Source organism: Hephaestia sp. MAHUQ-44 (genome assembly GCF_023806085.1).
GTDB lineage: Bacteria > Pseudomonadota > Alphaproteobacteria > Sphingomonadales > Sphingomonadaceae > Sphingomonas.
This window is the reverse complement of the sequence record NZ_JAMSLX010000014.1, coordinates 74,676-88,535: the sequence shown is the minus strand read 5'-3', so window position 1 is coordinate 88,535 and position 13,860 is coordinate 74,676. Positions and strand designations below refer to the sequence as shown.

12 protein-coding genes are annotated in these 13,860 nt (G+C 66.5%); 3 read left to right on the top strand and 9 right to left on the bottom strand.

The features are described 5' to 3' along the window. The 7 genes from NFE57_RS13925 to NFE57_RS13895 all read right to left on the bottom strand — a co-directional run. Nucleotides 1-943, bottom strand: a 943-nt coding sequence (locus NFE57_RS13925; protein ID WP_252136199.1) for an adenosylhomocysteinase, incomplete at its 3' end; no start/stop codon positions are given. A gap of 34 nt (nucleotides 944-977) precedes the next feature. Beyond that, nucleotides 978-2,195, bottom strand: coding sequence for a methionine adenosyltransferase (metK, locus tag NFE57_RS13920; RefSeq protein ID WP_252136198.1), 1,218 nt, complete (start codon nucleotides 2,193-2,195; stop codon nucleotides 978-980). Between the two features lie 44 nt (nucleotides 2,196-2,239). Then, nucleotides 2,240-3,439: a hypothetical protein gene (locus NFE57_RS13915; RefSeq protein WP_252136197.1), complete on the bottom strand. Its 1,200-nt coding sequence runs from the start codon at nucleotides 3,437-3,439 to the stop codon at nucleotides 2,240-2,242. Nucleotides 3,440-3,670: 231 nt separating this feature from the next. Then, nucleotides 3,671-4,273, bottom strand: coding sequence for a glutathione S-transferase family protein (locus tag NFE57_RS13910; RefSeq protein ID WP_252136196.1), 603 nt, complete (start codon nucleotides 4,271-4,273; stop codon nucleotides 3,671-3,673). A gap of 24 nt (nucleotides 4,274-4,297) precedes the next feature. After that, complete coding sequence (locus tag NFE57_RS13905) at nucleotides 4,298-4,927, bottom strand: 4-carboxy-4-hydroxy-2-oxoadipate aldolase/oxaloacetate decarboxylase (RefSeq protein WP_252136195.1); 630 nt, start codon at nucleotides 4,925-4,927, stop codon at nucleotides 4,298-4,300. Between the two features lie 2 nt (nucleotides 4,928-4,929). Further along, on the bottom strand, nucleotides 4,930-7,092 hold the full coding sequence (locus NFE57_RS13900) for a PQQ-dependent dehydrogenase, methanol/ethanol family (protein WP_252136194.1): 2,163 nt from the start codon (nucleotides 7,090-7,092) through the stop codon (nucleotides 4,930-4,932). Between the two features lie 86 nt (nucleotides 7,093-7,178). Further along, complete coding sequence (locus NFE57_RS13895) at nucleotides 7,179-7,634, bottom strand: MarR family winged helix-turn-helix transcriptional regulator (RefSeq protein ID WP_252136193.1); 456 nt, start codon at nucleotides 7,632-7,634, stop codon at nucleotides 7,179-7,181. Between the two features lie 152 nt (nucleotides 7,635-7,786). Here NFE57_RS13895 and NFE57_RS13890 point away from each other — a divergent pair, with 152 nt between their 5' ends. From NFE57_RS13890 to NFE57_RS13880, 3 genes are read left to right on the top strand one after another with little or no spacing between them, the layout of a single operon-like run. Beyond that, entirely contained in the window at nucleotides 7,787-8,617 is an 831-nt protein-coding gene (locus tag NFE57_RS13890) for a p-hydroxycinnamoyl CoA hydratase/lyase (RefSeq protein WP_252136192.1), read from the top strand. Next, complete coding sequence (locus NFE57_RS13885) at nucleotides 8,610-10,724, top strand: acetate--CoA ligase family protein (RefSeq protein WP_252136191.1); 2,115 nt, start codon at nucleotides 8,610-8,612, stop codon at nucleotides 10,722-10,724. The genes NFE57_RS13890 and NFE57_RS13885 overlap by 8 nt, the downstream gene beginning before the upstream one ends. Beyond that, entirely contained in the window at nucleotides 10,721-11,368 is a 648-nt protein-coding gene (locus NFE57_RS13880; RefSeq protein ID WP_252136190.1) for a glutathione S-transferase family protein, read from the top strand. The genes NFE57_RS13885 and NFE57_RS13880 overlap by 4 nt, the downstream gene beginning before the upstream one ends. Before the next feature lie 11 nt (nucleotides 11,369-11,379). Here NFE57_RS13880 and mdlC read toward each other — a convergent pair whose 3' ends face one another. Both mdlC and NFE57_RS13870 read right to left on the bottom strand, forming a co-directional pair. Next, a complete protein-coding gene (gene mdlC / locus NFE57_RS13875) occupies nucleotides 11,380-12,960 on the bottom strand; it encodes a benzoylformate decarboxylase (protein ID WP_252136189.1) in 1,581 nt (526 codons plus the stop codon). Then, complete coding sequence (locus NFE57_RS13870; protein WP_286207846.1) at nucleotides 12,957-13,823, bottom strand: alpha/beta fold hydrolase; 867 nt, start codon at nucleotides 13,821-13,823, stop codon at nucleotides 12,957-12,959. The genes mdlC and NFE57_RS13870 overlap by 4 nt, the downstream gene beginning before the upstream one ends. Between the last annotated feature and the right edge of the window lie 37 nt (nucleotides 13,824-13,860).

The following is a 13,860-nucleotide window of genomic DNA, read 5'->3' as shown; positions in this document are numbered from 1 at the left end:
AGATGTCGGCGCGCTTGACCGCCTCGTCCATCGTCACGACCTCGAAGCCTTCCATCGCCGCCTGCAATGCGCAGATCGGGTCGATCTCGGTCACCAGCACGCGCGCGCCGCCGTTGCGCAAGCTCTGCGCCGAGCCCTTGCCGACATCGCCGAAGCCCGCGACCACCGCGACCTTGCCCGCGAGCATCACGTCGGTGGCGCGGCGGATCGCGTCGACCAGCGATTCCTTGCAGCCATAAAGATTGTCGAACTTCGACTTGGTGACGCTGTCGTTGACGTTGATCGCCGGGAACGGCAGCTTGCCCGCCTTGGCGAGGTGATACAGCCGGTGCACGCCGGTGGTGGTCTCCTCCGACACGCCCTTGATCGCCTTGACCGTCGCGGTGAGATAGCCCGGCTTGGCCTTGACGAACGCCTTGAGCGCCCGCTGCATCTCGACTTCCTCGTCATTCTCGGGCTCGGGCATCGTCTCGCCGGCCTCGAGGCGCGCGCCCCACAAGGCGAACATCGTCGCGTCGCCGCCGTCGTCGAGGATCATGTTGCAGGTCTCGCCGTCGCCGTCCGATTCCCAATCGAAGATCCGGCCGACGTAATCCCAATAATCGGCGATGCTCTCGCCCTTGACCGCGAACACCGGCACGCCCGTCGCCGCGATCGCGGCAGCGGCATGGTCCTGCGTCGAGAAGATGTTGCACGTCGCCCAGCGCACCCGCGCGCCCAGCGCGGTCAGCGTCTCGATCAGCACCGCGGTTTGAATGGTCATGTGCAGCGACCCGACGATCCGCGCGCCCTTCAACGGCTGCGCCGCACCGAATTCCTCGCGCAGCGCCATCAGGCCCGGCATCTCGGTCTCGGCAATCTCGATCTCCCGGCGGCCGTAATCGGCCTGCGACAAATCCGCGATCACATAATCTTCACGCTCGATAACAGGGGCGGTGGCCATGGTATTTCCTTTCGAATGTCGAATGATGTCAGGGTCAGGCGGCCAGCTTGGCCTTGAGGTCGTCGACGAGATCGGTGCGCTCCCAGGGGAAGAAATCGCCCTCGGGTTCACGACCGAAATGACCATAGGCAGCGGTCTTGGAATAGATCGGCTTGTTGAGGCCAAGATGGGTGCGGATGCTGCGCGGCGTGAGGCCGCCGAGCTTCTCGATCCTGGCGATCGCCGCCTCGATCCGGTTATCGCTGACCGTGCCGGTGCCGTGCGTGTCGACATAAAGCGACAACGGCTTGCTGACGCCGATCGCATAAGCGAGCTGGATCGTGCAGCGCGTCGCGAGACCGGCGGCGACGATGTTCTTGGCGAGATAGCGCGTGATATAGGCCGCCGAGCGATCGACCTTGGTCGGATCCTTGCCCGAGAAGGCGCCGCCGCCGTGCGGGGCGGCCCCGCCATAAGTATCGACGATGATCTTGCGCCCGGTGACGCCGGCGTCACCATCAGGGCCGCCGATTTCGAACGAGCCCGTCGGGTTGATGTGATATTCGGTGGCGTCCGAGAGCATTGCGGCGGGGAGCACGTCGGCGATCACCGCACGCACATAATTGTGAAGCTCGGCTTCCTTGCTGCCGTTGTCATAGCCCGGCGCGTGCTGGGTCGAAACGACGATCGCGGTCGCGGCGACGGGCTTGCCGTCCTCGAACCGGAGCGTGACCTGGCTCTTGGCATCGGGCTCGAGGAAGGGGGCCGTGCCCGCATGACGGTCGGCTGCCATCCGCTCGAGGATCTTGTGGCTGTAATAGAGCGTCGCCGGCATCAGATCGGGGGTTTCGTCGCAGGCGAAGCCGAACATGATGCCCTGATCGCCGGCGCCCTCGTCCTTGTTGCCCGAGGCATCGACGCCCTGCGCGATATGCGCCGATTGCGGGTGTAGCTTGTTCTTGAAGTGGAAGGTCTCCCAGTGGAAGCCCGACTGTTCGTAGCCGATGCGCTTGACGGTGGCGCGGACGGTGGCCTCGACCTCTTCCTTGACGCCGGGTGCCCAATTGCCGGCCTCGTCCATGATCCCCTTGCCGCGAATCTCGCCGGCGATCACCACCAATTGCGTGGTGGTCAGCGTCTCGCACGCGATCCGCGCCTCAGGGTCCTTCGCCAGAAACAGATCGACGATCGCATCGCTGATCTGGTCGGCAACCTTGTCCGGGTGACCTTCGGATACCGATTCGGACGTGAAGAGATAATCAAAGCGGCCCATCTGGGGTCCCTCCTTCAGGATTGGATTGTGGGTAAGGCGGCGGCTCAGGCCGCGCTGGAATTACGGACGATGACGTAGCTTTCGTCGTTGAACCAAAGCTCGCCATTCTTGCGCAGCACCTTGCGGGTGGCTTCGAGATAGGCGGGGCTTCCCATCGCTTCGGACAGGCGTTCGTCGTCGATCTGCGCAACATAGGTCGCGGCGTTCCAGGCCGCGAGCAACGTCGAGGTGCCGATCGTCGCGCGCTCGCTGTCGAGTTCGTCGGGCAACGTGTGCATCTCGTAGCGGAACAGCGCTTCGGAGCTGGGCAGCGGATCGAACTTATAGTGTTGCGATTCCTCACCCATCGCCTTGCGCGTCGCGTCGAGCAGCGCGTGGCGCGACATGGTGAAGGGATCCTCGCCGGGCCAGACCAGCTGGACGACCTCGAGCCCCGGATCGTTGCCCGCCGAATGGATACCGAGCAGGCGACCATTTTCACGAAGCGCACGCGCGAGCGGTGCCAGCACGCGCGATGCCTTGAACTCGGTCGTCGCGCTCAGCCGGAAGGGTTGGCTGGCCACGACCAGATCGTAACCCGGCGGCGGCGCGTCCTTGGTGGGGATGACGTCCTGCAGCATGAACGCGCAATCCTCGCGGTAGAGGATCAGCGTCGTTGGCGTTTCGGGCAGCAGGCCACCGGACTTGGAGACCTTGGTCCGCCAGTTCTGCGCGAGAAAGGGCTGGAGCTCGAGGATCTGGCGCTCGAATTCGGCGGTGGTGGTGCCCTTGAGCGGCACGGCCTTCCACGTCATCGCCGCGCGCGCTTCGGGCCTGGAGGGGACGAGGCCCGGCGCGTCGGCATAGGAGATGTTGGTAAGCGCGAGGACGGTCTCGGGATGCTCGAAAAAGCGGTCGGGCATCTTGTCGAGCGTCAGGCGGACATCCTCGAGACTGATTTCCTTGCCGGCGATGAGGAAGGGGAAGCGCGGAAAGGCGGCGTGCATCGAACGCATCACGCGAGCGAGGACGGTGCCATCGCCCATGCCGGCATCGAAGAAACGCACCGCAGGCGGCGTGGGCTTGAGCTTCTGGAGTTCGCGGGCGACGCGATCCGCGACCACCCATTTTTCCGAACAGGTGTTCACGAACATCAGATATTTCTGACGATTGTCGTAGAATCGGAAATTCTGCTCGGGGGCCGGAGCCTCGGTCTCGCCGAGGTCGATGATGTCGCGACTGAGCTGCGCGCTGGCTGCCGCCATGGGGTGATCCTCTTCCTGTCTCAACCATGTGACGGCACGTCGGCATGCCGTGGTGAGAATGAAGGGTGGTCGAGCGAACCGGGCCGGTAAACCACAATCGATCCCACCAAAGAGAGTGGGCAGTGGCCCACCCGGTGAGTCGTGATTCATTGGTTAAACAATTGGAAAAACAATGGTTATTATGGGGGTGGGATGGGCGTTTTACCGCCGCCTTTGCCGGGCGTGCGGGCGCTAGCCGTCGAAGCCTGTTGCCTGCGCGGAGGGACGCGCCGCGAAACATTCATAGGTGTGGCGGAGCGCGGGCCGTCCGTCGCGCCAATCGTCATCGGCGAAACGAAAGTCGAGATAGGACAGGAACACGCCGGTGGTAAGGTCGCCGATATCGAAGCCGTGGTCGGAGGTGGCTTCCGCGTCGAAACGGTCGAGCGTCTGAGCCAGCCGTGTGCGGTAGATGGCCTGCTGGCGCGGCGATTGGCAGGCGTCGGGGCGGCGCAGATCCGCGCGCCATAGCAGCAGCATATCGAGCATGCCGTCCGCCATCGCCTGACGCGAGAGCGCGCGCCATCGTGCCGGGCGGTCGGCCGGGAACAAGCCGGCTTGCCCCAGCCCATCCAGATATTCGCAGATCACCGGCGAGCCGGCGATCACCAGTCCGTCGTCGGTCACCAGCGTGGGGAGCTTCGCGATCGGATTGGCGCGATTGAGCTCGGCATGGGGCTCGGGTGTCGGGATCGCGACCGGGATGCGCTCGATCGCGTCGGCGAGGCCGCCTTCGTGCGCGGCGACCATCACCTTGCGCGCGAAGGGCGAGCGCGACGACCAGAACAGTTTCATGATGCGGTGCCTCTCATCAGCCGATCATGGAGCGCCATCGCCGAACCCGTAAAGGTCGAGCGTGCGGTCGCCTGCGCGGATCCGGGCGATCTTCTCTGCCTCATCCTGTTCGCGGTGGAAGCCGGCCTCGATCGCCGCTTCGACGCGCGCGGCGGGCAGCACGACCACCCCGTCGCGATCGCCGACCACCAGATCACCCTGATGGATCACGACATTACCGATCGCCAGCGGCTGGCCGAGCGTGGGCGGGACATCGAAGCCCTTGATCGTGCCGCGGATGCACACGCCATTGGAGAAGACGGGGAAGTCGCTCTCCGTCAGCCCCGCGACGTCGCGCACGCCGCCGTCGATCACCAGCCCGCCGAGACCGCGTTCCTCGGCCGCGGCATTGAGGACGTCGCCCCAATAGCCCGCCTCGATGCCGTCGCTGGTCGCGACGACGAGGATGTCGCCGGGCCGGGCGCGATAGAGCGCGCGGTGGATCCAGAGATTGTCGAACGCGGGCACCAGAACGGTGAAGGCCGGGCCGGCCAGCCGCATCGTCGGCACCACCGGCTTGATCGCCGAAGGCAGGGCGCCGATACGCCCTGCGGCTTCATGGAGTGTCGCGGCGCCGAGTGTTGTTGCCTGATCGAGTTGATCTCGGGTGAACATTGTCACTGTTCCTGCACGACGGCTTCGCTCGACCGCCGCGTGCCGGTCTGGACCGAACCGGGTGCCTTGCCGGCCTTGAGCAAGGTCGCCTGCGACGAGACATAGGCGCGCAGTTCCTCGACCTGCTCGGGCTTGAGATATTTGGACCAGCCGATCATGCCTGCGGATTCGAGCGCGCCGTCCCAGACGATCATGTGCCACGTCTCCTTGTCCGACAGCGCGGGTGACCGGCGCAGATCGGGGATCACGTTGGACGACACGGCGTTGGGGCCGTGGCACCGGTAGCAATAGGTGCCGTAGGTCGCCTTGCCGCGATCGACCATGTCGGCGGCGAAGGTGTCGGGCGCGGGGTTGGCGGGCGGCGCGACGTCGGGTTCCTTGGGCAGCGTTGCCGTGCCGTCGAGCTTGAACGCGATCATCCGTCCGGGCTGGCGCATCCGGGCTTCGGCGCCGCCTGTCATCGCCCCGGCGCCCGCGCCGATCGAGATCGCGACATATTGAACGCCGTCGACGCTGTAGCTGACCGGCGCGGCCTGGATTCCGTTGGGGGTCGGCCAGCGCCATACTTCCTTGCCGTCGGTCGCCCGCATCGCGACGAACTCGCCGATCACGGTGCCGCGGCCCTGAAAGATCAGGCCGCCCGCGGTCGCGAGCACGCCGCCGCCGCGATAGGGCACGCGCCACGCCTCGCGCTGATTTACGGGGTCCCAGGCGAGCAGATAGCTCGAACCGGCCTTGTGCTCGGAAATAACACCGTGGTTGAACGGCCCCATCGTGATCGGTTTGAAATCGGGATTGTTGCGAAACAGCGTCGAATTCTCGGCGACCGAGAAATAGGCGAGACCGGTTGTGGGGCTGAACGCCATCGCATGCCAATTGTGCGATCCGGCGGTGCCCGGTTTGGCAAGGAAGGGACCGTCGGTGTAGCGTGAATTCGGGGTTTCGATCGGACGGCCGGTGGCGATGTCGATGCTGGTTGCCCACGTCACCGGGACGGTCGGCTCGGCCGAGATCAGCTTCCCCGTGGTGCGATCGATCACGTAGAAAAAGCCGTTCTTCGGCGCGTGCATCAGCACCTTGCGCGTCGCGCCGCCGATCTCGAGATCGGCCAGGATCATCGGCTGGGTCGAATTATAGTCCCAGGCTTCCTGCGGGTTTTCCTGATAATGCCAGACATAGTCGCCGGTGTCCGCATCGAGCGCCACGATCGAGCAGAGGAACAGATTGTCGCCCTTGCCGTCGGTGCGATATTTGGGATTCCAGGGTGAGCCGTTGCCGGTGCCGATATAGAGGCGGTTGAACTCGGCATCGTACATGATCGTCTGCCACGCGGTGCCGCCGCCGCCATAAGCGGCGAAGTCGCCCGACCAGGTGGGCTCGACGAGCGTCTTCATGATCTTGTCCGACGCGGCGCCGTCGGGCCCTTTCGCCGGATCGCCGGGCACGAGATAGAAGCGCCACGCCAGTTGGCCGGTCGCCGCATCATAGGCGCTGACGAAGCCGCGTGCGCCGAAATCCGCGCCGGCATTGCCGATGATGACCTTGTCGCGCACCACGCGCGGCGCGCCGGTGATCGTCTGCATGCCTTTCGGGTCGAGCGTCATCGTGCTCCATACGACGCTGCCGTCGCGCGCATCGAGCGCGATCAGCCGGCCGTCGAGCGCCGCGACATAGACCTTGCCCTTGTAGACCGCGGCGCCGCGATTGACGACGTCGCAACAGGCTTTCGCGCCGTCGGCGCCCGACACTTTGGGATCGTAGAACCAGAGTTGCTTTCCCGTCGCGGCATCGAGCGCGTAGACCTTGCTCCACGAGGTGCTGATGTACATCACCCCATCGACGACGATCGGTTCGCCTTCCTGCCCGCGCGTGGTGTCGTAATCGAACGACCAGGCGGGCTTGAGCTTGTCGACCGTTTGCAGGTTGATCTGGTTGAGCAGCGAGAAATGCTCGCCGTTCAGCGTGCCGCCGTTGACCAGCCAGTTCTGCGGTTCGGCATTGGCCGCGAGCATGCGCGCATCGTCGACCGCCGCGACGCCCGACGCCTCGGGCCCGATCGCCCCATCGGTCGCCGTTCCCGACGGAGAACAGGCGCTTGCGAACGCAAGTACGAATGCCGCAGCAACGGCGAATGCTGATCTTGGCGACAGCCCGGGCACACCCATCTCCGATTCCTGATCTTATAGATCATAAACCTATCCCTTTGAGTGTATCATGACAAGGGTGGCCTGAAGGATCGCGGCGCTGGCGATCAGAACCCGATCAGGTGCGTGAGCGGATCGATTCCGGCATCGAGTGCGGCAAGCTCCTCCGGCGCCATGCGCGCGAGCCGGCTCACCAGCCAGTCGGTGCGCGAATGCCGGACGGCGGTCAGCATGCGCTGCCCTTCCTCGCTGAGCGCGAGCCGGACCCGGCGCTTGTCGGCGGCGTCTTGAGGCGGGCGGCGTTCGATCCAGCCGGCGGCTTCGAGGCGCTTGACGTGCACGCTCATCGTCGGCCGGCTCATATGCTCGGCCTGGGCGAGTTCGGAGACGCCGATGTCCGGCGTCTGCTTGAGCGCCATCAGCAGTTGTGAATCGAGCGGAGATAACCCGGATTTCAGGGCCTCGCGCCGGAGTTGTCGGCTCAGTTGCAGCAACAGCGGGCGCAGGCGGTCCGCCAGTTGCGCTGGATCGACACGCGGTGGGGGATTGTGGGCTTGCGTCATGATCGCCAGTTAGTATTAGGTAGTTTACCTAACTACAAGGGGCGAGTGAGCGCCCGTGTCGTGCTGCCTGTCCGATTAAAAAGGTCATACAGGCAGGTCTTAGAGTGAACTGCACGCCCGATGTCGGGTGATGAATCAGGGAGGGAGACGATATGGAGCGGATCGAGCGGAGTTGCGTGACGGTCGAGTTTGACGAGGGCATCGCCTGGGTGATCCTCTCGCGCCCCGAGAAGCGCAATGCGATGAGCCCCACGCTCAACCGCGAGATGCTCGAGATCCTCGAGGAGCTCGAACTGGACGATCGCTGCAAGATCCTCGTCCTGACGGGGGCCGGGGAATCCTTCTCGGCGGGTATGGACCTCAAGGAATATTTCCGCGAGACCGACACGCTCACCCCCAGCCAGGTACGCCGCGTGCGGCAGACCGCTTACGCCTGGCAGTGGCGCAAGCTGATGCACTATCCCAAGCCGACGATCGCGATGGTCAACGGCTGGTGCTTCGGCGGGGCGTTCACGCCGCTGGTCGCCTGCGACCTTTCCTTCGCCGCCGACGAGGCGACCTTCGGCCTGTCGGAGATCAACTGGGGCATCATCCCCGGCGGCAACGTCACCAAGGCGATCGCGGACAAGCTGCGGCCGTCCGACGCGCTGTTCTACATGATGACCGGGCGGACCTTCGACGGGTGCAAGGCGGCCGACATGGGGCTGGTCAATGAATCGGTTCCGCGCGGCGACCTGCGGGCGCATGTCCGCGCGTTCGCGATGGAGCTGATGGGCAAGAACCTCACCGTGATGAACGGCGCCAAGGTGGCGTTCAAGAAGGTGCGCACGATGAGCTGGGACGCCTCGGAGGATTATCTCACGGCCAAGGCCGCGCAGGTGCGCGCGCAGGACAAGAGCGGCGGCCGCCAGCGCGGGCTCAGTCAGTTCCTCGACGACAAGAGCTACCGTCCCGGGATCGAAGGTTATTCCAAGGATGGCTGAGGCGGCGGTCCTCCGCGGCAGGATCGACGCGCTGCTGCGGCCGCGCTCGATCGCGATCGTCGGCGCGTCGACCAATCCCGGCGCGTTCGGTCGGCGGCTGCTCGCCAATCTCGATCGGTTCGCCTTTCCCGGGCCGATCCATCTGGTCGGGCGCGCGGAAGTGATCGACGGCCGGCCCTGTTTGCCGAGCGTCGATGCGCTTCCCGAGGGCGTCGATCTGGCGGTGGTGGCGATCGCGAAGGATCAGGCTGCCGATGCGGTGCGCCGGGCCGGTCAACGCGGCGTTCGCGCGGCGATCGTCTATGGCTCGGGTTTCGCGGAAGCGGGCGAGGACGGAAAGCGGGCGCAGGACGCGCTGGCGGCCGCGGCGCTCGAAACCGATATGGCGCTGCTGGGGCCGAACTGCACCGGGCTGACCAATTTTGTCGACGGCGTGCCGCTCACCTTCGGCAATTCGCGGCCGCGGCCGGTCAAGGCGCCGGCGATCGCGATCGTCGGGCAAAGCGGTGGGATGGTGGGGGCGATCCGCATGGCGCTCGAGGCGCGCGGGCTCGACATTTCCTACACCATCGCCACCGGCAATGAGGCGGTGCTGGGCGCCGAGGATTTCCTCGACGAACTGCTCGACGATCCGATCACGCGGGTGATCGCGGTGTTCGCCGAACAAATTCGCCGACCGGCGCGCTTTCTGGCGGCGGCGGCGCGCGCGCGCACGGTGGGCAAGACGATGTTGTTGCTGCATCCGGGGCGAAGCGCGGCCGGCAGGCTGTCCGCCGTCTCGCACACCGGCGCGATGGTGGGCGATCATGCGGTGATGCGATCGGCGGTCGACCATGCCGGCGTGATCCGCGTCGAGACGATGGAAGAGTTGATCGACGTCGCCGAACTCGTCCTCCGATGCCCCCGGCCGCCGCGCGGCGGGCTGGCCGTGCTCACCGATTCAGGCGCCTTCAAGAGCCTTGCGGCCGATTTCTGCGACGTGGCGGGGCTGGCCCTGCCGCCGCTCGAGCAGGTGACCGCTGCGCTGGCGGCCGAATTGCCGGCCTTCATCACGCCGGAAAACCCGCTCGACGTCAGCGCCCACGCGCTCCAGCAGCCCGACATCTATGGCCGCTGCGCACGGCTGCTGCTCGAGGAACCCGGCGTTGGCGCGCTGCTGATCGCGATCATGCCGTCGTCGCCCGAATTCGGGTTGAAGGCCGCGCGAGCGACGCTTGGCTTGCTGCCCGATGCCGGCAAACCGGTCGCCTATGTGCTGTTCGGCGGCGACAGCCCGGTCGCGCCCGAACTCGCACCGCTGCTGCGCGATGCCGGCGTGCCGTTTTTCCGCGCGCCCGAACGGGCGATGGCGGCGCTGGCGCATTATGCCCGCCATGGTGCGACGCTGGACAAGGTTCCCGTCGCGATGAAGGCGGTACCGGCGCCGCCGCTTGGTGATGAGGCAGCGGGCGTGGTGCCCGAGTGGCAGGCCAAGCGATGGCTCGCCAGGGCGGGTCTGACGGTGCCCATCGGACAATTGATCGCCGACGCCGATGCCGCCGCTGTGGCGGCACGCACCATCGGTTATCCCGTTGCGCTCAAGGCGCAAAGCGCCGCGCTGTCGCACAAGAGCGACGTGGGCGGTGTCATGCTTGGTATCGCCGACGAGGAGGAATTGCGCGACGCGGTCGCGGAGATGATGGCGCGTATCACGGTCCCGCTCGATGGCCTGCTGGTCGAGCCGATGGCGGCGCGCGGCGTCGAACTGCTGCTCGCGGCGCGGCGCGATCTCGACTGGGGACCGATGCTGACGATCGGGCTGGGCGGTGTCTGGATCGAGGCACATGATGACGTGCGGACCTTCCCCGCCGATCTGGACGAGGCGGCGATCCTCGCCGAGATCGGGCTGCTGCGTGGTGCGAAGCTGCTTCAGGGTTGGCGCGGGACGCCACCGGCGGACGTGCGGGCGGTTGCCGCGGCCGCCGCGCGTATCGGCGCGCTGATGATCGCGGCGCCGCGGATCGCCGAGATTGAGATCAATCCGCTGCTGGTCCATCCCGAAGGTGAAGGTGTGCTTGTGCTTGATGCGCTGATGTTGGTCGATGCGGCCGCGCGGGGGGCGGCATGAAGCTCCTCTGGTCGCCCAGCGCGCCGTTCGTGCGCAAGGTGATGGTCGCAGCGCAGGTCGCGGACCTCGCCGAATCCATCGAATGCGTCCGCAGCCCGGTCGGGCCGGCGCGCCTCAATCCCGAGGTGATGGCGAGCAACCCGCTCAACAAGGTGCCGACGCTGCTGCTCGAGGACGGAACCGCGCTCTACGATTCGCGCGTCATCTGCGACTATCTTGACGTGCGCGCCGGGGGCGGCGTGCTTGTCCCGCGCGATCCCGACGGTCGCTGGCAGGCGCTGCGCCGCCAATGCCTCGCCGATGGGATGCTCGACATGCTGATCCTGCGCCGCGACGAACATTTCCGGGGCGAGGGCCATCGCTCGTCGGCGCACGTTCATGCCTATGCCACCAAGACGCAGGCGGCGCTTGATGCGATGGAAGCCGAGGCGGAGGCGCTGGCCGGTGACACGATCGACATCGGGCGCATCGCCATCGGTGTCGCGCTTGCCTATCTCGACTTCCGCGTGCCCGAGGAACGCTGGCGCGACGGGCGGCCCCGGCTGGCTGACTGGGAAGCGGGCTTCGCGCGCCATCCGGCGATGCAGGCGGTGCCGTTCGTCGACGACGGCAAGAAGCGCTTTGCCTTCTACCAGATCGCGTAACGTGCCCCGGTTCAGTCGATGCGGATTTCCACCAGATTGGGGCGTGGGTCCGCGAACGAACGGGTCAGTGTCGCGTCGAGATCGGCTGCCTGTTCGACGCGAACCGCTTCCATCCCGTGGCCTTGTGCCAGCGCGCAGAAATCGAGGCCGGGCAATTCGGTCCCCACGGTACGGTTCATGCCGAAACGCTGGCTGAAACGGACCAGTGCTTCGTAGCGGGCGTTGTTGAGGATGAGGAAGCTGATCGGCAGGCCATGTTGCGCTGCCGACCAGAGCGCCTGCACCGCATACATGCACGAGCCGTCGCCGATCAGCGCGATCAGCTTCTCGCCCGGCCGGGCCATGGCGATGCCGACCGCGGCGGGCATCGCGTGGCCCAGCCCGCCGCTGGCGGTGGTGTAGAATGAATCGGGCCGGATCATCGGCAGCCGGGCGCGCATCGCGAGGCGCGAACTGGGTGCTTCCTCGACGATGATGCTTGCCGGCGGCCGAAGCGCGGCGACCTGCTGCATCACATAGGCGTCGCTCAGCACATTGGCGTCGAGCCGGGCGAGGGAGACGCGCGGAGGCACAGGAGCGCGCGGGCGCGGCGCGGGACCGGCCAGCAAGGCGTCGATCCCCGGCTTGAGGCTGGTCGTGATCGCGGTGCCGGCACCGGCCCAGCTTGCGACGCCCGGATTGTCGACGAGCTGGAACAGCGTGGCGCCTTCCGGGATATGCGGCCCCGCGCCCTCGACATGATAGGTGAAGACCGGTGCGCCGAGCACGAGGATCAGGTCATGGCCGTGCAGCCGTTTGACGATCTCCTCGCGCGAGGCGGGCAGGAAGCCGGCAAAGTACGGATGGTCCTCTGGAAACGAATTGCGCGCCGAATTGGGCGACGCGAACACCGCCGCGCTATGCCGCTCGGCGAGCGCGATCGCCTGATCCCATGCGCCGTCGCGGGCGAGCTGGGCGCCGACGACGAAGGCCGGGCGCTCGGCCGCCGCCAACGCCGCAGCGGCCTCGGCGAGCAGAGCCGCCTCGCCTTCGATCGCGTGGCTGACCCGTCGCACCGCCACCGGATCGCACGGCCGGTCCCAGTCGTCGATCGGGATCGAGACGAACACCGGCCCGCACGGCGGCTGCATCGCGATATGATAAGCGCGCGCGATCGCCAGCGGCACGTCCTCGGCGCGCGCCGGCTCGACCGCCCATTTGACATAGGGCTTGGGAAATTCGGTGGGCTGGGCGGCGAACAGGAAAGGCTCGAACGGCAGGATCGACCGCGCCTGCTGGCCCGCGGTCACGATCAGCGGGGTCTGGTTGACGAAGGCGGTGAACAGATTGCCGAGGGCGTGACCGACGCCGACCGCCGAATGGAGATTGACCAGCGCCGCATTGCGCGTCGCCTGCGCGAACCCGTCGGCCATGCCCAGCACGATCGATTCCTGAAGCCCCAGAACGTAGCGGAAATCCTCGGGCAGGTCGCGGTACATCGGCAGTTCGGTCGAACCGGGATTGCCGAAGATGGTGCTGATGCCGAAGGCGCGCAGCAGATCGAAGGTCGCCGACCGGACGGTGGTTGCGCCGGGCGTATTCTGGTGAATCATGACAGCGATCTTCCTCGGTTGCGTTCCAGGAACGACAGGATGGTGCGGTTGAATCCCTCCGGCTGTTCCCAGAACAGTGCATGGCCGCCGTCGGCGATCACGGCCAGTTCGGCGTGTGGAAGGGTTCGGACGAAAGCGCGCATCAATGCCGGGGGTGCGTAGCGATCGGCATCGCCGGTGATGCACAGCAGTGGCGGCAGCGTAGCAGGATCGAACGGGCGTCGCGGCCCTCCGCGATGCGGCGCAGGCCCGTGCCGCGCTTGCCGTTCCAGTGCGATCCAGCGATGCATACCGGCGGGATTGTTGGCCCGGTAGGCAGGGCCCAACTCGCGCACCGCCGCCGACGTCGCGTCAGATGGCAGCGTGTTCCGCATCGCGAGGATTTCGGACGGCGGGGCGACGGCGATCGTCGACGCCATCACGAGCGTGCGGACCCGTTCGGGGAAGCGCGCGACGAACTCCCGCGCGACGAAACCGCCGGCTGCGCTCGCGATCAGATGGGTACGCGCGATACCGAGATGATCGAGCAGCGCCCGCAGGTCGCCCGCATCATCGGCATCGCCGTCGGCCGGGCGCGGGTCCGATCCGAGGAAGCCCCGCCGCGAATAGCCGATCACCCGATAACCCGCTGCCGCGAGGACGGGTTGCTGATAGGGCCAAACGGCATGGCTCCCGGTCATCGGATGGAGTAAAACCACTGCCTCGCCCGGCCCGCCGGTGTCCCACGCGAAAAGCCGGACATGGCCGAGAGGCCGGAGCCCGGCGTCGACCGGTGATTGCGGTGGTGGGTCGGTCCAGCGCGTCTGCGCGGGGACGAAAAGCCCATCGGTGTCGCTGGACGCGAACGTTGAAGCAGGTATCATTGCTGCAAACGCGCCCATTGCGAGCAACAGCTCGCGA